The following is a 22,356-nucleotide window of genomic DNA, read 5'->3' as shown; positions in this document are numbered from 1 at the left end:
CAAGGGAATTGTTCACGCTGAAACAGCGCTCCGGCCCGGCCGTGATGTTACCCCTGAGGTGGAAGGCCAAAGGGAAGGGCCAAGGGAAGGGAGCGCATCGATGGCGTTGAAGGGGCAGGCATTCATCATCATGTGGCATGACATCACGCCGCAGGGGGATGCCCAGTATCATCAATGGCATACGCGCCAGCATATGCCCGAAAGGCTGGATCATCAGAATTTCCTGCGCTCGCGCCGGGGGGTGAACCGGGGGTTGGAGCGGCAGATCTATTTCACCCTCTATGAGGGGCAGAATCTGCAGGGCTTTACCGGCCCCGATTATACGCAAAGCCTGAACCATCCCACCGAATGGACTCAGTGGATCGCCCCGCATTTCCGCAACTTCCTGCGCATGTCCTGCGAGGTGCTGCACACCAGCGGGCGCGGCGTGGGCGGCGCGGTGGCGACGGTGCGGCTGACCTTGCCCCAGGGAATGAATGAGGCTGAGGCGCAGGCCGCGCTGGCCCCGGCGCTGATAGCCATTGAGGCTCTGGATCAGGTCACCGCCGTCCATCTGGCCGCCGCGCGCCCGGATTTCACCAGCGGCGAAACCTCCGAAACCCAGCTTCGTCCGCCCATGAGCGAACAACCCTTCGATCTGGTGGTGGTGGTGGAAACCATGGGGCTGGCCGAAGCCGGGGAGGCTGGGCCCGCTGTGCTGGATCATCTGGCTCAGGCCGGTTTCCCCGATGGCCTGTTCCAGCCCTATGACGTGGCCTACACGCTGGAAAAGCGGGAGGCGCAATGACCATGCTGGCCCCATCCTCCCGGCCCACGCACAAGCGGCATGTCATGCTGGCGCTGGTGGCCTTTGCCACGGCGCTCAACTATCTGGACCGTACATTGATGGGTGTCGCGGCCCCCTCCATGAGCCGCGAACTGGGCCTGAGTCCGGCGGAAATGGGGCTGGTCTTCTCGGCCTTTTCATGGAGCTATGCGCTGGCGCAATTGCCCGGCGGCGTCTTCCTCGACCGCTTTGGCACGCGGCTGACCTATGCGCTCTCGCTGGTGGTGTGGTCGGCCTGCACGGTGAGTCAGGGGCTGGTGCGCTCGCTCTGGGCGCTGATCGGCGTGCGGCTGGGGCTGGGCGTGGCCGAGGCGCCCTGCTTTCCCGCCAACAGCCGGGTGCTGGTCGCATGGTTCCCGCGCGGCGAGCGGGCGCGGGCCAACAGCATCTATTCGGTCGGCATGTATTTCGGCATCGCCTTTCTCAGCCCCGTGCTGTTCTGGATGGCGGGGCACTGGGGCTGGCGATCCCTGTTCTGGATCGTGGGCAGTGTGGGCATCGCCTATGGCTTTGTGTGGCATCGCCTGTACCGTGATCCCGCCGATCACACAGGCATCAACGATGCCGAACTGGCGCTGATCCGCGAGGATGGCGGTATCACCCAAGCCCCAGTTCCGCGCCCCTTCCGCTGGGACGATGTGGGCTGGCTGCTCAGCCAGCGTTCCATTCTGGGGGCGGCCATCGGTCAGTTCGCCACCAACTCAACGCTGGTGTTCTTCCTGACGTGGTTCCCCAGCTATCTCACCACCGAGCGGCATATGGACTGGCTGAAAAGCGGCGTCTTCGCGATGGTGCCCTTTATGGCGGCCTCGCTCGGCGTGCTGTCGGGCGGGCAGCTTTCGGACCGGCTGGTGCGCGGCGGCGTCTCGCTGGCGGTGGCGCGCAAGACGCCCATTATCGCCGGTCTGATGATGTCGATGATGATCGTGCTGGCCATATGGTTGCCCAGCGATATGGCGGTGATCGCGGTGATGTCGGTCGCCTTTTTCGGGCAGGGCATGTCCAATCTGGGCTGGACGCTGATTTCCGAGATCGCCCCGCAGTCGCTGGTGGGGCTGACCGGGGGGCTGTTCAACCTCTGCACCAATCTGGCCGGGATCGTCACGCCCATCGTGATCGGGCTGACGGTGGGGCGCACCGGCTCTTTCGTGTCGGGGCTGGCCTATATCGGGGCGATGGCGGCGCTTGGCGCACTGTCCTATGCCTTTGTCGTCAACAAGGTCGAGCGGCTGGTGCGGGACTGACACCAAATCCCGTCAGCAGGAAGGCTGCATGGGCTCCCGGCCATGCAGCCTTTTCGCGTGTCAGGCGTCCACTTCATCGTCGCGGAAGGTCAGTTCCACCTTGATGCCATTGGGGTCGAGCAGGTTGAGCTGATGCATCTGCCGCGCGGGCAGGGGCTGTTCGCGAAAGGCGATGCCGCCTGCCGTCAGCCTTTCGCGGCAGGCCTTCAGCCCCGAACAATCGAAGGCCACATGGTCCAACCGGCTGGTCAGCCCCTCAGGCGCCGCGATCTCATCCGGCAGCGGGCCGTTGACATGGATCAGCGGAAAGCCCTGAGCATCGTAAAGCCACACATTGTCCGCGCGCCACACCGCCGAGACGGCATCCCCCCGGCGCAAGCCCAGATAGGTTTCGTAGAAGACCAGTGTCTCCTCCACCAGAGGGGTGCGGATGTTAACGTGGCCGATACGCTCGACATGCATGCGGGGCTCTCCATGAGGTGGCGGGACTCTGCCGGCCCCGCGCTTATGCGCTTCCTTGATAGCGATCAAAGACGGTGTGTACCAGATGGTTCATCGCTGCGATCAGAGAGGAGTTCGATCGCATGCAAGACACAACCATTCCCGGCACCACCCTGTTCGATGGCGCGGCAGCCTCACGCGGGCTGGCGCTCAACGCCATGTGCTTTTCCTTCAACGAGGCGGCCAACCGCGACGCCTTCCGCGCCGATGAAGAAGCCTATTGCGCCAAATTCCACCTGACCCCGCAGCAGCGCGAAGCCGTGGCCCGGCGCGACGTGCCGGGCATGATCGCGGCGGGCGGCAACATCTATTACCTCGCCAAGCTGGCGGGCATCTTTGGCCTGACCGTGCAGGATGTCGGCGCCATGCAGACCGGCATGAGCGTCGAGCAATTCCGCCAGTTCCTGCTCGATCAGGCCCTTCCCAAGCAAGCGGAGGCCTGAGCCATGGCCAAGATCGTCGGCGCCTATTTCACCAGCCATGTGCCCGCCATCGGCAAGGCCATCCATCGCGGCGAGCAGCAGACGCCCTATTGGAAGCCCTTCTTTGATGGCTACACCAAGGTCCACGCATGGCTGGCGCAGGTCAAACCCGATGTCGCGGTGGTGTTCAACAATGACCACGGCCTCAACTTCTTCCTCGATGCCATGCCGACCTTCGCCGTGGGCGCGGCGGCGGAATACCACAATGATGACGAAGGCTGGGGCCTGCCGCTCTACAAGAGCTTCACCGGCCACCCCGCCCTCTCATGGTATATCATCGAGCAACTGATCGCCGATGAGTTCGACATCACCACCTGCCAGTCGATGAAGGTTGACCACGCCCTCTCGATCCCCTTCGAACTGGCATGGCCCGGCGCCGAGGCATGGCCGGTGAAACTGGTGCCCTTCGCGCTCAACACGGTGCAGCATCCCTTGCCCTCGGCGAAGCGCTGTCTGGCCCTTGGCCGCAGCGTGCATCGCGCCCTGCAAAGCTGGCAAGGCGCGGAACGTATCGTCATCATTGGCACCGGCGGCTTGTCGCACCAGCTCGACGGCGAGCGCTCCGGCTTCATGAACCCCAGCTATGACCGCTTCTGTCTCGACCACCTCGCCAGCGATCCCGATGCGCTGACTCACGATTCCATCCATGAGATCGTCCGCAAGGCCGGCACGCAAGGGGTGGAAATCTTGAACTGGATCGCGGCACGCGGCGCGCTGGGCCCCCGGGCACGCGAAATCCACCGCAACTACCATCTGCCGATTTCGAACACGGCGGCGGCGACGTTGTTGCTGGAAGGGGAAGAGGTTTCAGCGATGCAGGCGTGAAGAAGGAAGATGCGAGGGGGGCCTTGCTGGTCGCATGTCTCAAGAGACATGCTCCGGGCCCTTGCACTCCCATAACGTCTTCTGACGGAAGGGCAGCGGCACCGAATTGATGCGCCCAGCCTCTCCACCTGCGTAACTTGAAGCGCCGCAGGCAATCGCATCATGCCCATGGACTGCGTCCGCATTGTCAAGCCTGCGGCGCTGCGATGTTGCCCCACCGCCGAATCCGATGCGCAACGCAGACAAAAATGGGAGCGCGAGGGTGTAACACCCTCGCATGTCCTTTTCCTTCTTCCCGCCCTTCATCCGTCTTCCGAGACGTGGCATTCTCCCGCAAATCCTGTAGTTGCTATTTTCGATAGCGTTAGGGATGCTGTCGCTACAGAGCGCGTGATGGAGTATGACGTTGGGGGATGATGTGAATGAGACCGCGGTGAACGCAGACGCCGATCACCCGATGAGCGCCCTGCCGGGCTTTACCCTGCGCCGCGCGGCCAATGCGATGATGGCGGAACTGGCGGGGCGTCTGGTGGCGCTTGATCTGAAGATTTCGGACGCTTCGGTGCTGCTGCTGGTGGGCGGCCGCGCGGACATGACCTCCAGCGATATCGGGCGGCTGCTGGATATTCAGCGGGCCAATATGGTGCCGCTGCTCAACCGGCTGGAGGGGGCCGGGCTGATCATGCGCGAGCCGATCGACCGCAAGTCGCAGGCCATTGTGCTCACGCCGGAGGGCGAGGCGAAGCTGGAGGAGGTGCGCGCCACCACCGCCCGTTTCGAAGGCGATCTGATGGCGCGCATCCCGGCAGAGCATCGCGAGCATTTCCTGCCCGCTTTGAACGCTCTGCTCGATTAAACCTTACCGCTTCTTCTCCATAGTGGGGAGGAATGCGGTAAGCAGGCCGATGGCGGGCAGGAAGGCGCAGATCTGATAGACCGCCTCGATGCCCTCCCGGTCGGCGATCCAGCCCAGCACGGCGGCGCCAAGCCCGCCCATGCCGAAGGAAAAGCCGAAGAACAGGCCGGAGATCATCCCCACCTTGCCCGGCACCAGCTCCTGAGCGAAGACCACAATGGCGGGGAAGGCCGAGGCGAGGATCAGGCCGATGATCACCGTCAGCGGGCCCGTCCAGAACAGGCTGGCATAGGGCAGCAGCAGGGTGAAGGGCAGGGCGCCAAGGATCGAGCACCAGATCACATATTTGCGCCCGAAGCGGTCACCCAGCGGGCCGCCGACCACCGTGCCAACGGCCACCGCCGCCAGAAAGGCGAAGAGGTGGAACTGGGCATTCTGCACCGAAACGCCGAAGCGGTGGATCAGATAGAAGGTGAAATAGCTCGTCAGGCTGGCGAGATAGACATATTTCGAGAAAATCAGCGCCAGCAGGATCGAGATGCCGCGTGCCGCGTCACCGCGCGGCAGCTCCACATGGCCCGCGCCTCTGCCGATCTTCAGCCGCGCCAGCCCGTGATGACGATACCATGTCGCGACATTCCACAGGATCGCGCCCGAGAGCAGCGCCAGCAGCGCGAAGAACGCCAAGCTTGACTGGCCCCAGCGCACCACCACCAGCGCAGCAGCCAGCGGACCCAATGCCTGCCCGGCGTTGCCGCCGACCTGGAACATCGACTGCGCCAGCCCATGCCGCCCGCCCGAGGCCATACGCGCCACGCGTGAGCTTTCGGGATGGAACACCGACGACCCCACGCCCAGCAGCGCCGCGCCCAGCAGCACCAGCGGATAGACATGCGCCACCGACAGCACCGCCAGACCCGCCAGCGAGAACAGCGTGCCGCCCGGCAGGGCCATGGGCGTGGGGCGCTTGTCGGCATAGAGGCCCACCAGCGGCTGCAGGATCGAGGCGGTGATCTGATAGACCAGCGTGATCATGCCGATCTGCCCGAAGCTGAGGTTCAGCTCGCTTTTCAGCCCGGGATAGATCGCGGGCAGCAGCGACTGCATCATGTCGTTGAGCAGATGGCAGAAGCTGATCGCCAGGATCACGCTGAAGACGGTGCCTTCCACGCTGGCTGTCGGCTGGGGGGAGGGGACGGCGCCGGGGGGGCTCGCCGTGGCTGTTTGACGCATTGTGTTTGCTCCTCTTGGCGACAAGGCCTAGACCGATTCGCGCTGTCCCGCTTTGGGCGATGGGTCATTCATGTTTGAGAGCAGGACATTTCGGAGTTGGAGCGGCGATCCCCCGTTCTATGATCAGCGCGATGAGTCGATTCCTCGCGCGGTGATGGCGATCGGCCATGACTATCCGCCCGATTTCGAACTGGCGCCGCATCGCCACCGGCGCGGGCAGTTCCTCTATGCCGTGAGCGGGGTGGTGACGGTCAGCACGCCCGAGGGCGCATGGGTCGCCCCGCCCGAGCGCGGGGTGTGGATTCCGGGCGGCACGCCGCATGCGGTGCGGATGGTCGGTGCGGTGCAGACGCGCAGCGTGCTGCTCTCGCCGCATCCCGATCTCTCACCGGAGACGGGCTGCCGGGTGGTGTCGGTCTCGCCGCTGCTGCGCCAGTTGCTGGTGACGGCGGCGGATCTGCCCACGCTCTATGACGAGGCGGGGCGCGACGGGCTGGTGATGCAGTTGCTGGTGGCGGAGATCGCCGGTGCGCCCTCGATTCCGCTGTCGGTGCCCTTTCCGGCGCATGGGGCGCTGGCGGCGCGCTGCCATGCCTTTCTGGAGCGGCCCAGCGCGGCTGCCACCATCGATGAATGGGCCGATGCTCTGGTGATGAATCGGCGCCGCTTCACCCGCCTGTTCCGCCGCGAGACGGGGATGAGTTTCGCGCAATGGCGTCAGCAGGCCTGCCTTTCCGCCGCGCTGCCAAGGCTGGCGGCGGGCGAGCCGGTGACCGCCATCGCGCTCGATCTGGGCTATGAGGGGCCGGGCAATTTCTCGACCATGTTCCGGCGGGCGCTAGGGGTGTCGCCGAGCCGGTATCGGCCTTAGAGTCTGTTTGAAAATCCGGCGGAAGAGCCGGATTTTGCGGCACCGCCCGCTCCCCCGGCCCAGCCCCCACAGCATGCCACCGATGGATGGCCGGGCCGGGGGAGCGGGCCGGTGCGGATCTTAACCCACCACGCGGTCGATCAGGCTGTCGTCAGGCTCGATCTGGCCGTCGAGCATCAGCATGGCAAGGCCATGCACCAGCGCCCAGGCCTGCACCGCGCGCACGCCGGTTTCACCGCCATGGTTGGCGGTCTGCGCCGCGGCATTGGCGCGCAGCATCATAAAGGCTTCTGAATCCAGCGTGCCGCCTGCCTTGGCCGCTTCCAGCGCGGGGGAGGCGAAGATCAGGCGGAACAGCGCGGGATTGGCCAGAGCGAAGCGCACATAGGCCCGGCCTGTGGCGGCAAAGGCTTCCTTGCCGCCACCTGCGGCTTGCGCTGCCGCTTTCTGGGCCACGCCCAGCTGCGTCAGCCCTTCCAGCGCCAGCGCGGTGAACAGCGCTTCCTTGTCGGGGAAGTGGCGATAGACCGAAGTCGCACTGACACCGGCGGCGCGCGCCACCTCACGCAGAGAAAGCGAATCGGCGTCGCGCTGGGCCAGCAAGGCGAGGCCCTCTGCAATCAGCGTCGCGCGCAGATCTCCATGATGATAGGGCTTTTTATCGATGTTGACGCTGTTACCATTCTGAGTCATGATAACAGTGTAAACATTGGAGGCCGAGATGGAAACCCTGATCCGATCCGCAGTCACCAAAGGCGTGGAAGCGCTGGCCGAGTTCAACCGCAAGCGCCTGCCCGAACCCGAAGGCGGCAACCCCTTCCTCACCGGCATCCACACGCCGATGGAGGGGGAAGTGACCCTCACCGATCTGGCGGTAACAGGCACGATTCCCGAAGGTTTGAACGGGCGCTACATGCGCATCGGCCCCAATCCGATCGCCGCCGATCCGGCCTCCTACCACTGGTTCACCGGTGACGGCATGGTGCATGGGCTGGCCATCGCGGATGGCAAGGCGCAGTGGTATCGCAACCGCTGGATCCGCTCCAACGCGGTGGCCAAGGCGCTGGGCGAGGAATCCGCACCCGGCCCGCGCCATATCTTCGACAATGTGAACACCAATGTCGTGAAGATCGGCGAACGCAGCTTCGCGCTGGTCGAGGCGGGGTCCTATCCGGTCGAACTGGGCGAGATGCTCGATGCGCAGCGCTACAATCCCTTTGACGGCACGCTGAAGGGCAGCTTTTCAGCCCATCCGCACCTCGATCCGCGCACCGGCGAGAACCACGCCATCTGCTACGAAGGCCGCGATCCCGGCACCATCCGCCATGTGGTGGTCGATCGCGCGGGGCAGGTGGTGCGCGAGGAACCCATCTCCGTGAAGCACGGGCCGATGATCCATGACTGCGCCATCACCGAGCGCTTTGTGATCGTGCTGGATCTGCCCGTCACCTTCTCGATGAAGACACTGATCGCCGGGCACAGCTTCCCCTATCGCTGGAACCCCGATCATCAGGCCCGCATCGGCCTGATGCCGCGCCATGGCTCTCAGGAGGAGATCATCTGGTGCGATATTGCGCCGGGCTTCGCCTTTCATGTCGCCAATGCCTATGACGATGCGGATGGCCGCGTGGTGATCGATGTCTGCGCCTATGCCTCGATGTTCGGTGAGGGCGCCCAAGGCCCCGATGCCCGCAACCGGGGGCTGGAGCGCTGGACCGTCGATCCCGAAACCCGCAGCGTGGCGATCACCACGCTGGACGCCGCCCCTCAGGAATTCCCCCGCTGTGACGAGCGCTTCTTTGGCCAGCCCTATCGCTACGTCTGGAGCATGGCGCTGCCCTCCGATCCGGCGGATCGCTTTGTCGGCGCGACTGCGCTTTACGCTCACGATCTGGCGAGCGGCACACGGCAGGTGCATGATTTCGGTGCGGGCCGCCATCCCGGCGAATTCGTCTTCGTCCCCGAACACGACACCAGCCCCGAGGGTGAGGGCTGGCTGATCGGCTTCGTGGTGGATATGAACAGCCAGACCACCGATCTGGTGATCCTGAACGCCCGCTGCTTCGAGGAAGCACCGGTCGCCAGCATCCGCCTGCCGCATCGCGTGCCCCCCGGCTTCCATGGCAACTGGATTGCCGCCCAGACTGCTGAGGGAGACGCCCGGTGACCGCCCCCAGCCTGCCCGCTTCGGAGACCGCCATGAACCGCTCGACCATCACCCACTGGCTGCGTGACAATGGCCCGGCCTTTGCGCTGGATGTGGCCATCAACATCCTCGCCCCGCTGGGTATCTATCACGCTTTGCAGGGTAGTCAGGGGCAGGTGCCGGCGCTGCTCGCCTCCTGCCTGCCGCCGCTGGTCTGGAGCGTGGTCACCTTCTGGCGCAGCCGCAGCGTCGATGCGCTGTCCATGCTGGCTCTGGTGGGGCTGGGGCTCTCGCTGCTGGCCATGGCGGGGGGCGGCTCGGCGCAGTTCCTGCAACTGCGTGAGAAGCTGGTGACTTTGGTGATCGCTCTGGCCTTTCTGGGCTCGGCGGCGATCGGCAAGCCTTTGGTCTATCCCTTGGCGCGTGCCACCATGGCCCGCGAATCCGCTGAATCGCTGGCCGATTTCGATGCCAAGCGCAATGATGCCATGGTGCGCCATACGGTGATGGTGATGACGCTGGTCTGGGGCTTTGGCCTGCTGGCGGATTTCCTGGTCAGCGTGGGCTTGATCTACGTCCTGTCGATTGAGGCTTATCTCCTTGTCGGGCCGGTGATCGGCTATGGCACGATGGGCGGTCTGGCGCTGTGGACGATGCTCTATCGCCGTTATCGCCAGCGCCATGCCAATGCCGTTCGCGCCGCGCGGGAAAACACCCAGACCCCCTGAAACGGGCGGAACATTCCGCCTGTGCCCGCGTTTCACACGCGCAGCAGGCGCGCCCGGGGCGCCAACGGGCGGGATGCATGACCGATCTCAAGATGATTTCCACCGGCAACGCCGGCCTCGATACCGTACTCAGGGGCGGCATTCCCGCCAATCGGCTCTATCTGCTGGAAGGGGCGCCTGGTTCGGGCAAGACCACGCTGGCCCTGCAATTCCTGCGAGAGGGCGTGGCAAGGGGTGAGCGGGTTCTCTACATCACCCTTTCCGAAACGCGTGAGGAATTGCGCGTGGTGGCCGCCTCCCATGGCTGGGCGCTGGATGGCTTCGATGTCTTCGAACTGGATTCCACCGAGGGTATTTTTGGTGACGGTCGCGAACAATCCATCCTCCACCCCTGGGAGATGGAGCTGGGCGAGACGATCCGCCTGATCCAGGACGAGGTCGAGCGGGTCAAACCGGCCCGCGTGGTCTTCGACAGCCTTTCGGAAATGCGGCTGCTGGCGCAGGACCCGCTGCGCTATCGGCGGCAGGTGCTGGCGCTCAAGCAGTTCTTTGCCGGGCGTGACAGCACGGTGATCCTTGTCGATGACATGACCGGTGCGGCCGATGCGCGCGATGCCCATCTCCACAGCCTCTGCCATGGCGTCATCACGCTGGAGCGGCTGACGCTGGATTTCGGCGCGGCGCGGCGGCGGATGCAGGTGCAGAAATTGCGCGGGGTGGATTTCACCGCCGGTTTCCACGATCTGGTGATCCGCAAGGGCGGGGTGGACATCTTCCCGCGCCTGATCGCCTCGGACCACCACGCCAGCTTTGTCGGCGATCCGGTGCCCAGCGGGATTGCCGAGCTGGACGATCTGCTGGCGGGCGGCCCCTTGCGCGGCACCAGCACGCTGATCACCGGCCCGGCGGGGGCGGGCAAGACCACCATCGCGCTGCAATATCTCCATGCCGCCTGCGAGCGGGGCGAGCCCTGCACCATCTTTGAATTCGATGAGCGTGTCGGCACGCTGATGGCGCGCGCCAGGGCGTTCGGGCTGGATATCGCCAGCCATGTCGATGAAGGTCGCTTGGCGATCCAGCAAAACGATCCGGCGGAAATTTCTCCCGGCGAATTTGCCGCCCGCGTGCGGTACGAGGTCGAGCAGCGCGGCGTCCGCATGATCGTGATCGACAGCCTGAACGGCTATATGGCCGCCATGCCTCAGGAGCAGCAATTGCTGCTGCAGATGCATGAGCTGCTGTCCTATCTCAATCAGCAGGGGGTGGTCACCTTCCTGGTCAGTCCGCAGAGCGGGCTGGTCGGCACGATGACGACCAGTCTCAACATCTCCTATGTGGCCGATGCCGTGCTGCTGCTGCGCTTTTTCGAGGCGCAGGGGCGCATCCGCAAGGCGATCTCGGTGCTCAAGAACCGGGGCGGCAGCCATGAGGATGCCATCCGCGAGTTCCGCATCGATGCCAAGGGCTTGCGCGTGGGCGATCCGCTGGAGCATTTCCGGGGGGTGCTGACGGGAACGCCGGAATATCTGGGCGGATCGGCGCCGCTGATGGATGAACGCGCCCGTGGCGGATGAACGGCGGAGCGCCAGACAACAGGACGCCGGGCAACAGGCCCGTCAACAGGAAGGCCGCCGCATTCTGGTCTGCGCGCCTTACGGGCGCGATGCGGCCAGCGTCACGGTGCTGCTGGAAAGCGAAGGCTATGCGGTCGGCATTTGCGCCGATATCGAAGCGGTGGGCCGCGCTTTCGATGAGGACATCGGCGCGATCCTGCTGACCGAGGAAGCCCTGCGCGGCGGCCTTGCGCCCTTGCGCCGGGCTTTCGAGGCGCAGCCGCCATGGTCTGACGTGCCCTTTGTGCTGCTGAAGGCGCCACGTTCCGGGCGCATGGCGGATGAGGGGGCCAGCCCGATGCGGCTGGTCGATTTTATCACCAACGCGGTGGTGCTGGAACGGCCGCTGGGCGCCGCCTCGCTGCTTAGCGCGATCGCCTCGGCGATGCGGGCGCGGCGCAAGCAGTTCGAAATGCGGGACCGCATCCATGATCTGGCCAGCAGCGAGAGCCGGTTGCGCCTGGCCACGGCGGCGGCCAACATCGGCACATGGGATTACGATCCTGTCGCCAACCGCCTGCGCTGGGATGAGCGCTGCAAGGCGATGTTCGGTCTGCCTGCCGAGGCTGAGGTCAGCTATGAAAGCGCCTTCCTGCGCGGCCTTCACCCCGATGACCGCGCCTTTGCGGACACCGCCGTGCAGGCCGCGCTCGATCCGACGGGCGATGGGCAGTACGACATCGAATATCGCACCATCGGCCTTGAGGACGGGGTGGAGCGCTGGATCGCGGCGCGCGGCGCCACCGTTTTTGAAAGCGGGCAGGCGGTGCGCTTTATCGGCACGGTGATCGATATTTCGCAGCGCAAGCGGGCCGATGCGGCTTTGACGGCCTCCGAGGCGGCGCTGCGCGAGGAAAGTCTGGCGCTCGATATTCTCAACCGCACCGGGCAGCGGGTGGCGGCTGAGCTTGACCTCGATACGCTGGTGCAGGCGGTGGTCGATGCCGGGCGCGAGCTGACCGGAGCGGAAATCGCCGCCTTCTTCTACAACCGCGTCGATGACGATGGAGAACGCTATCTGCTCTACAGCCTGTCGGGCGCGCAGATGAGCGATTTCGAGAAATTTCCCATGCCGCGCAACACGCAGGTCTTCAGCCCCACCTTCGCGGGTGAGGGCGTGTTGCGCTCGGGCGATATCACCAAGGACCCGCGCTATGGCCGCAATGCCCCGCATCAGGGCATGCCCAAGGGCCATCTGCCGCTGGTGAGCTATCTGGCGGTGCCGGTCACGGCGCGCTCGGGCGAGGTGATCGGCGGGCTGTTCTTCGGCCATATGCAGCCCGATCGCTTCGATGAGCGCTCCGAAAGGCTGGCGCTGGGGCTGGCGGCGCAGGCCGCCACGGCCATCGACAATGCCCGTCTGGTGCAGGCCCAGCAGCGCCTCAACCAGACTTTGGAGCAGAAGGTCACCGAGCGCACGCAGGCGCTGGAAAGCGAGATGGCGGCGCGCGCCAGCACCGAGGCGGCGCTGCGTCAGGCGCAGAAGATGGAAGCCGTCGGCCAGCTGACCGGCGGCATCGCGCATGATTTCAATAATATGCTTTCGGGTGTGATCGGTGGGCTGAACCTGATCAAGCGGCGTATTGCCTCCGGGCGGCTGGAGGATCTCGACCGCTTTATGGAAGCGGCGACCACCTCGGCGCATCGCGCGGCCTCGCTCACCTCGCGGCTGCTGGCCTTTTCCCGGCGGCAGTCGCTCGATGCGCGCTCGGTGGACATCAATGCGCTGACCGAGGCGCTGTCCGACCTGCTGGCCCGCACGGTGAACGAAAACATCGCCCTGCGCATCGAGCCGGGCGAGGGCTGCCCCCATGCCATTGTGGACGCCAACCAGTTGGAAAACGCCATCCTCAATCTGGCAATCAATGCGCGCGACGCCATGCCCGAAGGCGGCACGCTGACGGTCTCGGTCAGCACCGCCGAGCTGGAGGCCGGGGCCGGGCCGGAGATCGATGCAGGCCGCTATGTGGTGATCGCTGTGTCGGATACCGGCGTGGGCATGGCGCCCGAGGTGATGGACAAGGTGTTCGAGCCCTTCTTCACCACCAAGCCGATCGGGCAGGGCACGGGTCTGGGCCTGTCGATGGTCTATGGTTTTGTGAGGCAGTCGGGCGGGCAGGTGCGGGTTCACAGCGAGCTGGGGCAAGGCACGAGGGTCAGCCTCTATCTGCCGGTCAGTGACTCGGATGCCGATATCATCGGTGACCCCGGCGCCATCGTGCGCGAGGGGCAGGGGCAGACCGTGCTGGTGGTGGAGGACGATCCCTCCGTCCGCCTGCTGGTGCGCGAGGTGCTGGAGGAACTGCACTATGTCGCGGTGGAGGCCGGGGATGCGGCGCAGGCGATCCCCATTCTGAAATCGGGCCAGCCGCTCGATCTGATGGTGTCCGATGTTGGCCTGCCGGGGATGAACGGGCGCCAACTGGCCGAGGTGGCGCGGGAGCATCGCCCCGATCTGCCGATCCTTTTCGTGACGGGCTATGCCGAGAATGCCGCGATCCGCGCCGGTTTTCTGGGCACCAATATGGATATGATCACCAAGCCTTTCGCGCTGGACACGCTGGCGGGCAAGATCCACGAGATGATCGCGCATTAAAGCGCTGTCTGATAGGCTGGCCCTATGTATCAGATTCGCAAGGACGACCTTTCGAGCGAGCCGACCCGTGCTCTGTTGGCGCTGCATCTTGCGGGCATGCATGCCAATTCTCCGCCCGAGGCGGTTTTCGCGCTGGATCTTTCCGGCCTTCAGGTGCCCGAGGTGACGGTGTGGAGCGCATGGCAGGGCGACAGGATCGCCAGCATCGGCGCTTTGAAAATGTTGAGCGCGGAGCAGGCCGAGATCAAATCCATGCGCACCCATCCTAATTTTCTGAGGCAGGGCGCAGGCGCGGCGGTGCTGGCCACCATCATCGCCACCGCGCGGGAACGCTCCCTCAAACGGCTGAGTCTGGAAACCGGCAGCGGGCCGTCCTTCGATGCCGCGCTGACGCTGTATCGGCGCCATGGCTTTGCCAATGGCCCGGCTTTTGGTGGCTATGAGGCCAGCGCCTTCAACCAGTTCCTGCATCTGGAGCTGTAACAAGGGCCGTTTCCCCCCTTGCCATGGCGGGGGAAAGGTCCACATTGCGCGGCATGACTTCCACCTTTTCCGGTTCGACCACCGCTGCTGCCAAGATTGCCGATGCTCTGGGTGAGGGTGGTTTCGTCCATGTGCCCGCTCCCGGTGTGCAGCAGGCACTGGGCTGGAGCGAGATGGAATGGGCAGCTTTCGCCGCCAGTTGGGATGAACTCGGCCCCGATGGCTATATGGCTGATGGCGGGCGCTATCGCCTGCGCCGCCATGCCACCTTTGCGGTGCAAGGCGCGGAAGCGCAGCGCAGGCCGCATCAGCCGCATTTCCAGTCGCGCGACTACAATCCGCTCAACGGCGGGGTGCAGCGCTGGTTCGAGCCGATGAAGGATGCCGCTGCCGAGAGCCCCGTGCTGCGCGCGATTTTTGAAACGTTCACGCCGATCTTCACCGCCCTGGATGGCCGCGATCCCGCCACCAGCTGGCACAGCGAAGTCCATCAGTTCCGCATCGAAACCTCGCCCACCGAGACCGGTCGCCCCACACCTGAGGGTTTTCACCGCGACGGTGTCGAATGGGTGTTGGTGATGTTGATCGACCGCCGCAATGTGGAGCAGGGCGAAACCGAGATCGCCGATCTTCACGGCGCTCCATTGGGGCGCTTTACGCTGGGCCTGCCGGGTGAGGCGGTGCTGCTCGATGACCGGAGGATCATGCATGGCGTCACGCCGATCCGGCCCATCGTGGCGGATCATCCGGCCTATCGCGATGCCTTGGTCGTCACATGGCGCGTGGGCGATGAAGCCATGGTCTTGCCCGAGGATGCGGTGTAACCTCTCTCCGGCTTTTTGTTGTCGCATCGTTTTTGCGAAAAACCGGTTCTCACTTTTTCGCACGATGCTTGGGTGGGAGAGACACGATGCGGGTGATGGTGCTGGTCAAGGCCACGCAAGACAGCGAGGCCGGTTCTCCGCCCGACCCGGCGATGCTGGCCGCCATGGGCCGTTTCAACGATGAACTGCGCGAGGCCGGTATTCTGCGTGCCGCCGATGGCTTGCGGCCTTCCTCCGATGGCAAACGGGTGGCTTTTGATGGTGCCAGTCGCACGCTGATCGACGGGCCTTTCCAGCACACCAGCGAGCTGGTCGCCGGTTTCTGGCTGTGGGAGGTGAAGGATATGGAGGAGGCCGTGGCCTGGGTGAAGCGCTGCCCCAACCCCATGCCCGGCCCCAGCGAGATCGAAATCCGCCCGCTCTATGAGTTGAGCGATTTTCTCTGAGGCCCAGCGCTATGCCCCCTCCCGCCGGGAAGGGGCATAATAAACATCACAGGCGCGGGATATTCACCAGCGCCTCGCGGGTGATGTCCTCGATGCGGGTGCAGCCGGTGAGCGCCATGGCGACGCGCATTTCGGCCTCGATCAGGCGCAGCATATGGGCCACGCCCTCCTGACCGCCGCCCGCCAGCGCATAGACCCATGCCCGGCCCAGCAGCACGCCCTTGGCGCCCAGCGCCAGCATCCGCACCACATCCAGACCCGAACGCACGCCGCCATCGGCCAGCACCGTCAGTCTGTCACCCACGGCATCGGCAATCACGGGCAGGGCGCGCGCGGTGGAGGGCACGCCGTCCAGCTGGCGCCCGCCATGGTTGGAGACCACAATGCCATCGGCCCCCAGATCGGCGGCGTTGCGGGCATCGGCCTCATCGAGGATGCCTTTGATGATGAGCGGGCCGTCCCATGTCTCGCGGATGAAATCGAGATCACGCCATGTGACCGAGGGATCGAAATTGTTGCGCATCCAGGCGAAGAAATCCTCCAGCCCGGTGTTCTCCTTCAGCACGGGGGCGACATTGCCCAGCTGATGCGGCTTGCCGTTGATCCCCACATCCCATGCCCAGTCGGGATGCATCGCGCCCTGAAACCAGCGCCGCAGATCGCCGAGCAGGCCGGGCGCCCCGGCAAGGCCCGAATGATAATCGCGATAACGCGAGCCCGGCACCGGCATGTCCACGGTGAAGACCAGCGTGGTGCAGCCTGCAGCCTTCGCCTGAGCCAGCAGATCGCGCATAAAGGCGCGGTCGCGGATCATATAGAGCTGGAACCAGAAGGGCTGGCTGCTGGCCGCCGCCACCTCGGCAATCGGGCAGACCGAGACGGTGGAGAGGCAGAAGGGCACATTGGCCGCATTGGCCGCGCGCACCGCCTGCGTTTCCCCGCGCCGCGCATTCATACCCGCAAGGCCGATGGGGGCCAGCGCCACCGGCAGGCTCTGCTGGTGGCCGAAAAGGGTGGTCGAGAGGTTCAGCGCCGAGACATCGTTGAGCACCCGCTGGCGCAGCGCGATATCCTCCAGATCGGCGACATTGCGGCGCAAGGTCACCTCGGCATAGCTGCCCCCGTCGATGTATTCGAACAGGAAGGGGGGCAGGCGACGGCGCGCCAGCTCGCGGTAATCGAGCGCGGATGCGGCTTTCATCGGCCCGGCCCTTACTGCAGGTTCACGAAAGCGCCGCCATCGACCAGCAGCGCCGCACCGGTGACATACTTTGCCATGTCCGAGGCGAGGAACACGATCGGCCCGGCCAGATCGTCGGCCTCGCCCAGACGGCCCAGCGGCACGCGGGCGGCCATGCGGTCGCGCTTTTCGGTGTCGGCCAGATCGTCCTTGTTGATCTCGGTCAGTATCGTGCCGGGCAGCACCGAGTTGCAGCGAATGTTGTGTTTACCCAGCGCAATGGCGGCGCTCTGCATCAGAGAATGCACACCGGCCTTGGTGGGGGTGTAATGGGTCTGGAACTCGCCGCCCACCAGCGCCGAGATCGACGAGACGGCCACGATGGACCCGCCCTTGCCCTGCTTCACCATCTGATTGGCGGCGGCCTGCACCATGTAATAGGCGCCATGCAGATTGACCTGAAAGGTGCGGTCCACCACCTCGACCGGCATGTCGAGGAAGGCGTGGAAGGGGCAGATCCCGGCGTTGGTGACAAACACGTCCACGCCGCCCAGAGCCTCAACTGCCTTGTTCACGAAATCCGTGGCTGTGGCCGGATCGGCGACATCGCCCTGCACGGCCAGACCCTTGCGGCCCAGCGCCTCGATCTGTTCGATGACCTGCAAGGCACGTGCCTCGCTGCTGGCATAGTTGATCGCCACATCCGCGCCTTGGCGCGCGGCCTCAACCGCAGCGGCCGCGCCAATGCCGGTCGATCCGCCTGTGATCAGAACGCGCTTACCTGCCAGCAAAGTCATCAATCTCTCCCGAAATGCTTGAAAGTCTTAAGGCTGGTCGCTCCAGCCCAGTTCGTGGCTGATGGCATGGGCTGTGGCGCGCACGTCGCTCCTCAGCCCGGCCATCCGGTCGTCATCCATATATTGCGCGGCGCTCGACACGCTGATCGCCGCGACGATCTTGCCCGAGGCATTGCGGATCGGCGCCGAGACGCAGCGGATACGGTCCTCGTTTTCCTCAAGGTCGAAGGCATAGCCGCCCTGCGCATAGCCGCGCATCCGCTCCTGCCAGAGCGCGGCATCGGCATGCGGGGCGCCCGCCGCCTGATCCAGCGCGAAACGCTGCGCGAGCCAGTCCTCGCTCTCATCGAGGATCAGCGCCTTGCCCAGCCCGGTGCAGGTCAGCGGATGGCGCTCGCCCACGCGGCTGGAGATGTTGATGCGCCGCCGCCCGGTGATCTTGTCGAGATAGAGCGCGGCGGTGTGATCGGCGTCCATGATGCCCAGATGAACTGTGTCCTCGGTCAGCGTGCCCAGCGACTCGAGATGCGGGCGGGCCAGCTGGATGATGTCGGCCTGCTCGCTGGCGCGATGGCCGAGCGCAAGGATGCGCGGGCCCAAGCGATATCCGCTGCGCGGGGTGTTGGCGAGGAAGCCGCGATCCACCAGCGCGCTGGCCAGACGATGCGCGGTGCTCTTCGTCAGCCCCAGTCTTTCAGCCAGTTCGGTGGCGGTCAGCGTCTGATCGGCCACCGCCTCGATCACGTCGAGGCCGCGCAGCAGCGTCTGCGCGCCGCCCCCTGCGCTGGAAGCGGTTTCGGGCGCATTTTCGCCGGAGGATGGGTTGGTGGTTGACGCCATGATTTCCATATCCTAAATCACATTCCCACGATGTGGCAAGATGCTGTGTAGCAAAAGAACGCAGCCGCCGTCGGTGACGAGGATCATTCTATGCCCTTTCCACGTATCAAGCACGTTCGCGCCTTTACCGCAAAAGGCGGCGGGGCCGACTATCACGATCAGGGCGCGGGCCACTGGATCGACGACCATATTTCCACCCCGATGGCCAAGTACCCCGAGTATCGCCAGTCACGCCAAAGCTTCGGCATCAATGTGCTGGGCACGCTGGTGGTGGAGATCGAGGCCGAGGACGGCACCGTCGGTTTCGCGGTGACGACGGGCGGCGAACCGGCCTGCTGCATCGTGGAAAAGCACCTCTCGCGCTTTCTGGAAGGGCGCGACCCGCGCGAGGTCGAGAAGATCTGGGACCAGATGTATTTCTCGACCCAGTATTACGGGCGCAAGGGTCTGGTGGTGAACGCCATTTCCGGCGTCGATCTGGCCCTGTGGGATCTGCTGGGCAAGCTGCGCGACGAGCCGGTCTACCACATGCTGGGCGGCGCGGTGCGTGACGAGCTGCAGTTCTATGCCACCGGCGCCCGTCCCGATATCGCCAAGGAACTGGGCTTCATCGGCGGCAAGATGGCGCTGCACCACGGCCCCGCCGAGGGCGAGGAAGGCCTGCACAAGAACATCGCCGAACTGGCCGAGATGCGCAGCCGTGTCGGCGACGATTTCTGGCTGATGTTCGATTGCTGGATGTCGCTGGATGTCGAATACGCAACGCGCCTTGCCCATCGCGCCTGGGACGAATGCGGCCTCAAGTGGATCGAGGAGGCGCTGAGCCCCGACGATTACTGGGCCTATCAGAAGCTGAAGGCCAACGCCCCCAAGGGCCTGCTGGTCACCACCGGCGAGCATGAGTCGACCCGCTGGGGCTTCCGCATGCTGATGGACATGGAATGCTGCGACATCATCCAGCCAGACGTGGGCTGGTGCGGCGGCGTGACCGAGCTGATCAAGATCGCCAATTACGCCGACAGCAAGGGCGTGATGATGGTGCCGCATGGTTCGTCGGTCTATTCCTACCACTTCGTCATCACGCGCCATAACTCGCCCTTCGCCGAGTTCCTGATGATGCACCCCGGGCCGACCGAGATCGTGCCCATGTTCGCCCCGCAGCTGCTGGGCGAGCCGGTGCCCGTCAATGGCCGCATCAAGGCCAGCGCGCTCGACAAGCCCGGTTTCGGTGTCGAGCTGAACCGCGACATTCCGCTTCATCGCCCCTACGCTCGTTAAGGAAATCTTCCCATGAAACTCGTTCGTTACGGCGCCAAGGGCGCTGAAAAGCCCGGTCTGGTCGATGCCGAGGGCAAGATCCGCGATCTCTCGGCCCATGTGGCCGACATCACCGTCGACACCCTTGCGCAGATCGCTGGCGTGGATGTCGCCAGCCTGCCGGTGGTCGAGGGCGATGTGCGTTACGGCGTGCCGGTGAAGGGCATCGGCAAGATCGTCGCCATCGGTCTCAACTACCGCGACCATGCCATCGAATCGAACCTGCCGATCCCGGCCGAGCCGATGATGTTCATGAAGGCGGTCTCCAGCCTGACCGGCCCCAATGATTTCGTGATGCTGCCCGAGGGTTCGACCCATGGCGACTGGGAGGTCGAGCTGGGCTTCATCGTCAGCAAGACCGCGCGCTATGTTTCGGAAGAGGATGCCCTCGATCACGTTGCCGGTTACGTGTTGGCCAATGACGTGTCGGAGCGTTTCAACCAGAAGGAGCGCGGCACGCAGTGGTCGAAGGGCAAGGGTCATGACACCTTCTGCCCCGTCGGCCCCTGGCTGGTGACGCCCGAGGACATCACCGATCCGCAGGACCTGCCGATGTATCTCGACGTGAACGGCGAGCGCATGCAGACCGGCAACACCAAGACCATGATCTTCGATCTGCGCCAGCTCATCAGCTATGCCAGCCGCTTCGTCACGCTGGAGCCGGGCGATCTGGTGATCACCGGCACCCCTCCGGGCGTGGGCGAGGGCAAGAAGCCCGAGAAGATCTTCCTGAAGGCCGGTGACGTGATGGAACTGGGCATCGAGGGCCTTGGCACGCAGCGTCAGGATGTCGTCGCCTTCGATCTGGCGAAGCTGGCATGAGCGCGGTCTATGCGGGCCGTTACGATGGCCGCGCTGCCATCGTGACGGGCGGGGCCAGCGGCCTCGGCAAGGCGGTGGCTGCACGCATCGTGGCAGAGGGCGGCACTGTCGCCCTCTGGGATGTGAACGCCGATGCTCTGGAGGCCGGCAAGGCAGAAACCGGCGCCAGCTTCACCGTGGCGCTCGACGTCAGCGATGCTGACGCCGTGGCCGCCGCTGCCGAGGCCAGCGTGAAGGCGCTGGGCAAGGTGGATGTGCTGGTCTGCTCGGCGGGAATTACGGGCGCCACCGTGCCGGTACATGAGTTCCCGATCGACAGCTGGCTGCGGGTCTTCGACATCAACGTCAACGGCCTGTTCTACTGCAACCGCGCCGTGGTGCCGCATATGCTGGCGGGCGGCTATGGGCGCATCGTCAACGTCTCCTCGGTGGCGGGCAAGGAAGGCAATCCCAACGCCAGCGCCTACAGCGCCAGCAAGGCAGCGGTGATCGGCCTGACCAAGAGCCTCGGCAAGGAGCTGGCGGGCAAGGGCGTGATCGCCAATGCGCTGACCCCGGCCACCTTCGAAAGCCCGATTCTGGCGCAGCTGCCACAGTCGCAGGTGGATTATATGCGTTCGAAGATCCCCATGGGCCGTCTGGGCGAGGTGGAGGAGAGCGCCGCGATCATCTGCTTTATGGCCAGCGAGGAATGCTCTTTCACTACCGCTTCGGTGTTCGACACCTCGGGCGGGCGCACCACCTATTGATCGACTGATCTGGCGGAGCCCCACTCAAGACGGGGCCCGCCAGAAAGGGCAGGGAGCAGGACCATGGGAGCGATCCCCTTCGTTGACGCGCATATCCATCTCTGGAAGCTCGACCATCTGCGCTATGCGTGGCTGACCGGGCCTTTTGACGATAACGGCCCCAACGGCAGCGTTGAACCCATCGCACAGGACTATCTGACCGCCGACTATCGCCGCGATCTGGCCGACTGGAACCCCGTGGGCGCGGTGCATGTCGATGCCGGTGCCGATGGTGCTCAGGCCATCGATGAAACGCATTGGCTCAACGGTCAGGCCGAGCAGGATGGGACCTTCCCGACCGGGCTGGTGGCCTTTGCCGCGTTGGATGATCCGCAGATCGACATCCTGCTGGCGGCTCAGGCACGGCACGACCGGGTGCGTGGCATCCGCCATATCGTCAACTGGCATGCCGACCCCAAGCGCAGCTACACGCCGCGCGATGTGACGCAGGATGAGGCATGGCAGGCCGGCTTCGCCAAGCTGGGCGAGCATGGGCTTTCCTTCGATCTGCAGTGCTATCCCGGCCAGTTTGCGGGCCTTGTGCCGCTGATCGCGCGCCATCCCGAAGTGCCCGTGATCATCAACCATTTGGGCATGCCGGTGATTTCGGACGCCGATGGTCTGGAGACATGGCGTACCGGTTTGCGCGCTCTGGCGGCGCTGCCGCATGTCTCGATCAAGCTGTCGGGCCTTGGTTTTATCCGGCGCGATTGGGATCAGGCTCTGGTGCTGCCCTTGCTGCGCGAGGTGGTCGATATCTTCGGCACGCAGCGCGCCATGATCGCCAGCGATACGCCCACCGACAAGCTTTTCGCCCCGCTGCCGCGCTATCTGGAGACCTATCGGGCCTTCACCGCAGGCTTCAGCGAGGATGAGCAGCGCGACCTGTGGGGCCGCAATGCCAACCATATCTACCGCCTCGGCCTCGACGTTTAAGG

23 protein-coding genes are annotated in these 22,356 nt (G+C 64.9%); 17 read left to right on the top strand and 6 right to left on the bottom strand.

Going from position 1 to position 22,356, the window contains the following annotated elements; all coding sequences use genetic code 11:
* Positions 1-100: 100 nt before the first annotated feature.
* Both HGK27_RS12200 and HGK27_RS12195 read left to right on the top strand, forming a co-directional pair.
* Positions 101-787, top strand: coding sequence for a hypothetical protein (locus HGK27_RS12200; protein WP_206240877.1), 687 nt, complete (start codon positions 101-103; stop codon positions 785-787).
* The gene (locus tag HGK27_RS12195; protein ID WP_206240876.1) at positions 784-2,070 is read left to right on the top strand and encodes an MFS transporter; all 1,287 of its coding nucleotides are present in this window, start codon (positions 784-786) and stop codon (positions 2,068-2,070) included. The genes HGK27_RS12200 and HGK27_RS12195 overlap by 4 nt, the downstream gene beginning before the upstream one ends.
* 60 nt (positions 2,071-2,130) lie before the next feature.
* On the opposite strand, the gene HGK27_RS12190 is transcribed toward HGK27_RS12195, so the two are convergent.
* Complete coding sequence (locus HGK27_RS12190; RefSeq protein WP_206240874.1) at positions 2,131-2,532, bottom strand: VOC family protein; 402 nt, start codon at positions 2,530-2,532, stop codon at positions 2,131-2,133.
* A 122-nt stretch (positions 2,533-2,654) separates the two neighbouring features.
* Here HGK27_RS12190 and HGK27_RS12185 point away from each other — a divergent pair, with 122 nt between their 5' ends.
* From HGK27_RS12185 to HGK27_RS12175, 3 genes are all read left to right on the top strand, one after another.
* A complete protein-coding gene (locus HGK27_RS12185; RefSeq protein WP_206240872.1) occupies positions 2,655-3,014 on the top strand; it encodes a protocatechuate 4,5-dioxygenase subunit alpha in 360 nt (119 codons plus the stop codon).
* Positions 3,015-3,017: 3 nt separating this feature from the next.
* The gene (locus tag HGK27_RS12180) at positions 3,018-3,878 is read left to right on the top strand and encodes a class III extradiol dioxygenase family protein (protein ID WP_206240870.1); all 861 of its coding nucleotides are present in this window, start codon (positions 3,018-3,020) and stop codon (positions 3,876-3,878) included.
* Between the two features lie 433 nt (positions 3,879-4,311).
* Positions 4,312-4,734, top strand: coding sequence for a MarR family winged helix-turn-helix transcriptional regulator (locus HGK27_RS12175; RefSeq protein ID WP_241127087.1), 423 nt, complete (start codon positions 4,312-4,314; stop codon positions 4,732-4,734).
* A gap of 3 nt (positions 4,735-4,737) precedes the next feature.
* Here HGK27_RS12175 and HGK27_RS12170 read toward each other — a convergent pair whose 3' ends face one another.
* Complete coding sequence (locus HGK27_RS12170) at positions 4,738-5,967, bottom strand: MFS transporter (RefSeq protein ID WP_206240868.1); 1,230 nt, start codon at positions 5,965-5,967, stop codon at positions 4,738-4,740.
* A gap of 70 nt (positions 5,968-6,037) precedes the next feature.
* Here HGK27_RS12170 and HGK27_RS12165 point away from each other — a divergent pair, with 70 nt between their 5' ends.
* The gene (locus HGK27_RS12165) at positions 6,038-6,838 is read left to right on the top strand and encodes an AraC family transcriptional regulator (protein WP_206240867.1); all 801 of its coding nucleotides are present in this window, start codon (positions 6,038-6,040) and stop codon (positions 6,836-6,838) included.
* A gap of 120 nt (positions 6,839-6,958) precedes the next feature.
* Here HGK27_RS12165 and HGK27_RS12160 read toward each other — a convergent pair whose 3' ends face one another.
* Positions 6,959-7,531, bottom strand: coding sequence for a TetR/AcrR family transcriptional regulator (locus tag HGK27_RS12160; protein WP_241127084.1), 573 nt, complete (start codon positions 7,529-7,531; stop codon positions 6,959-6,961).
* A 28-nt stretch (positions 7,532-7,559) separates the two neighbouring features.
* On the opposite strand from HGK27_RS12160, the gene HGK27_RS12155 reads away from it, so the two are divergent.
* From HGK27_RS12155 to HGK27_RS12125, 7 genes are all read left to right on the top strand, one after another.
* Positions 7,560-9,005, top strand: a complete 1,446-nt coding sequence (locus HGK27_RS12155) for an 8'-apo-carotenoid 13,14-cleaving dioxygenase (protein WP_206240865.1) — start codon at positions 7,560-7,562, stop codon at positions 9,003-9,005.
* Complete coding sequence (locus tag HGK27_RS12150; protein ID WP_206240863.1) at positions 9,002-9,712, top strand: VC0807 family protein; 711 nt, start codon at positions 9,002-9,004, stop codon at positions 9,710-9,712. The genes HGK27_RS12155 and HGK27_RS12150 overlap by 4 nt, the downstream gene beginning before the upstream one ends.
* 77 nt (positions 9,713-9,789) lie before the next feature.
* Positions 9,790-11,286 carry an ATPase domain-containing protein gene (locus HGK27_RS12145; RefSeq protein ID WP_206240861.1) on the top strand — a complete coding sequence of 499 codons (1,497 nt, stop codon included), beginning with the start codon at positions 9,790-9,792 and terminating at the stop codon, positions 11,284-11,286.
* Complete coding sequence (locus HGK27_RS12140; protein WP_241127082.1) at positions 11,276-13,921, top strand: ATP-binding protein; 2,646 nt, start codon at positions 11,276-11,278, stop codon at positions 13,919-13,921. The genes HGK27_RS12145 and HGK27_RS12140 overlap by 11 nt, the downstream gene beginning before the upstream one ends.
* 24 nt (positions 13,922-13,945) lie before the next feature.
* On the top strand, positions 13,946-14,404 hold the full coding sequence (locus tag HGK27_RS12135) for a GNAT family N-acetyltransferase (protein WP_206240857.1): 459 nt from the start codon (positions 13,946-13,948) through the stop codon (positions 14,402-14,404).
* Between the two features lie 53 nt (positions 14,405-14,457).
* Positions 14,458-15,228 (top strand): 2OG-Fe dioxygenase family protein, encoded by a 771-nt coding sequence (locus HGK27_RS12130; RefSeq protein WP_206240855.1) that lies wholly within the window; start codon positions 14,458-14,460, stop codon positions 15,226-15,228.
* A gap of 86 nt (positions 15,229-15,314) precedes the next feature.
* Positions 15,315-15,674 (top strand): YciI family protein, encoded by a 360-nt coding sequence (locus tag HGK27_RS12125; RefSeq protein ID WP_206240854.1) that lies wholly within the window; start codon positions 15,315-15,317, stop codon positions 15,672-15,674.
* A gap of 46 nt (positions 15,675-15,720) precedes the next feature.
* On the opposite strand, the gene lldD is transcribed toward HGK27_RS12125, so the two are convergent.
* Genes lldD through HGK27_RS12110 form a run of 3 tightly spaced genes read right to left on the bottom strand, consistent with a single transcriptional unit; the run spans position 15,721 to position 18,491 of the window.
* Positions 15,721-16,875 carry an FMN-dependent L-lactate dehydrogenase LldD gene (gene lldD, locus HGK27_RS12120; RefSeq protein ID WP_206240853.1) on the bottom strand — a complete coding sequence of 385 codons (1,155 nt, stop codon included), beginning with the start codon at positions 16,873-16,875 and terminating at the stop codon, positions 15,721-15,723.
* 11 nt (positions 16,876-16,886) lie between these two features.
* A complete protein-coding gene (locus HGK27_RS12115) occupies positions 16,887-17,651 on the bottom strand; it encodes an SDR family NAD(P)-dependent oxidoreductase (protein WP_206240852.1) in 765 nt (254 codons plus the stop codon).
* A 27-nt stretch (positions 17,652-17,678) separates the two neighbouring features.
* On the bottom strand, positions 17,679-18,491 hold the full coding sequence (locus HGK27_RS12110; RefSeq protein WP_206240851.1) for an IclR family transcriptional regulator: 813 nt from the start codon (positions 18,489-18,491) through the stop codon (positions 17,679-17,681).
* Positions 18,492-18,581: 90 nt separating this feature from the next.
* Here HGK27_RS12110 and rhmD point away from each other — a divergent pair, with 90 nt between their 5' ends.
* The 4 genes from rhmD (at position 18,582) to HGK27_RS12090 (ending at position 22,354) form a co-directional block, all read left to right on the top strand.
* The gene (gene rhmD, locus HGK27_RS12105; RefSeq protein WP_206240849.1) at positions 18,582-19,769 is read left to right on the top strand and encodes an L-rhamnonate dehydratase; all 1,188 of its coding nucleotides are present in this window, start codon (positions 18,582-18,584) and stop codon (positions 19,767-19,769) included.
* 12 nt (positions 19,770-19,781) lie between these two features.
* Positions 19,782-20,630, top strand: coding sequence for a fumarylacetoacetate hydrolase family protein (locus HGK27_RS12100; protein ID WP_206240847.1), 849 nt, complete (start codon positions 19,782-19,784; stop codon positions 20,628-20,630).
* Positions 20,627-21,379, top strand: a complete 753-nt coding sequence (locus HGK27_RS12095) for an SDR family NAD(P)-dependent oxidoreductase (protein ID WP_206240845.1) — start codon at positions 20,627-20,629, stop codon at positions 21,377-21,379. Before HGK27_RS12100 ends, HGK27_RS12095 begins: the two co-directional genes overlap by 4 nt.
* Before the next feature lie 63 nt (positions 21,380-21,442).
* The gene (locus HGK27_RS12090; protein ID WP_206240843.1) at positions 21,443-22,354 is read left to right on the top strand and encodes an amidohydrolase family protein; all 912 of its coding nucleotides are present in this window, start codon (positions 21,443-21,445) and stop codon (positions 22,352-22,354) included.
* The last annotated feature ends 2 nt before the right edge of the window (positions 22,355-22,356 follow it).

It is taken from the genome of Novosphingobium terrae (assembly GCF_017163935.1).
Taxonomy (GTDB): domain Bacteria; phylum Pseudomonadota; class Alphaproteobacteria; order Sphingomonadales; family Sphingomonadaceae; genus Novosphingobium; species Novosphingobium terrae.
The sequence above is the reverse complement of the archived record's forward strand: the minus strand, read 5'-3'. Positions and strand labels throughout refer to the sequence as shown.

What these genes read in the sequence shown, in the direction of transcription:
- HGK27_RS12095 (WP_206240845.1), top strand. Translation starts at nt 20,627, where the DNA reads ATGAGCGCGGTCTATGCGGGCCGTTACGATGGCCGCGCTGCCATCGTG.
- HGK27_RS12145 (WP_206240861.1), top strand. Translation starts at nt 9,790, where the DNA reads ATGACCGATCTCAAGATGATTTCCACCGGCAACGCCGGCCTCGATACC.
- HGK27_RS12165 (WP_206240867.1), top strand. Translation starts at nt 6,038, where the DNA reads ATGTTTGAGAGCAGGACATTTCGGAGTTGGAGCGGCGATCCCCCGTTC.
- lldD (WP_206240853.1), bottom strand. Translation starts at nt 16,875, where the DNA reads ATGAAAGCCGCATCCGCGCTCGATTACCGCGAGCTGGCGCGCCGTCGC.
- HGK27_RS12170 (WP_206240868.1), bottom strand. Translation starts at nt 5,967, where the DNA reads ATGCGTCAAACAGCCACGGCGAGCCCCCCCGGCGCCGTCCCCTCCCCC.
- HGK27_RS12155 (WP_206240865.1), top strand. Translation starts at nt 7,560, where the DNA reads ATGGAAACCCTGATCCGATCCGCAGTCACCAAAGGCGTGGAAGCGCTG.
- HGK27_RS12125 (WP_206240854.1), top strand. Translation starts at nt 15,315, where the DNA reads ATGCGGGTGATGGTGCTGGTCAAGGCCACGCAAGACAGCGAGGCCGGT.
- HGK27_RS12195 (WP_206240876.1), top strand. Translation starts at nt 784, where the DNA reads ATGACCATGCTGGCCCCATCCTCCCGGCCCACGCACAAGCGGCATGTC.
- HGK27_RS12180 (WP_206240870.1), top strand. Translation starts at nt 3,018, where the DNA reads ATGGCCAAGATCGTCGGCGCCTATTTCACCAGCCATGTGCCCGCCATC.
- HGK27_RS12115 (WP_206240852.1), bottom strand. Translation starts at nt 17,651, where the DNA reads ATGACTTTGCTGGCAGGTAAGCGCGTTCTGATCACAGGCGGATCGACC.
- HGK27_RS12090 (WP_206240843.1), top strand. Translation starts at nt 21,443, where the DNA reads ATGGGAGCGATCCCCTTCGTTGACGCGCATATCCATCTCTGGAAGCTC.
- HGK27_RS12160 (WP_241127084.1), bottom strand. Translation starts at nt 7,531, where the DNA reads ATGACTCAGAATGGTAACAGCGTCAACATCGATAAAAAGCCCTATCAT.
- HGK27_RS12100 (WP_206240847.1), top strand. Translation starts at nt 19,782, where the DNA reads ATGAAACTCGTTCGTTACGGCGCCAAGGGCGCTGAAAAGCCCGGTCTG.
- HGK27_RS12135 (WP_206240857.1), top strand. Translation starts at nt 13,946, where the DNA reads ATGTATCAGATTCGCAAGGACGACCTTTCGAGCGAGCCGACCCGTGCT.
- rhmD (WP_206240849.1), top strand. Translation starts at nt 18,582, where the DNA reads ATGCCCTTTCCACGTATCAAGCACGTTCGCGCCTTTACCGCAAAAGGC.
- HGK27_RS12110 (WP_206240851.1), bottom strand. Translation starts at nt 18,491, where the DNA reads ATGGCGTCAACCACCAACCCATCCTCCGGCGAAAATGCGCCCGAAACC.
- HGK27_RS12200 (WP_206240877.1), top strand. Translation starts at nt 101, where the DNA reads ATGGCGTTGAAGGGGCAGGCATTCATCATCATGTGGCATGACATCACG.
- HGK27_RS12130 (WP_206240855.1), top strand. Translation starts at nt 14,458, where the DNA reads ATGACTTCCACCTTTTCCGGTTCGACCACCGCTGCTGCCAAGATTGCC.
- HGK27_RS12185 (WP_206240872.1), top strand. Translation starts at nt 2,655, where the DNA reads ATGCAAGACACAACCATTCCCGGCACCACCCTGTTCGATGGCGCGGCA.
- HGK27_RS12190 (WP_206240874.1), bottom strand. Translation starts at nt 2,532, where the DNA reads ATGCATGTCGAGCGTATCGGCCACGTTAACATCCGCACCCCTCTGGTG.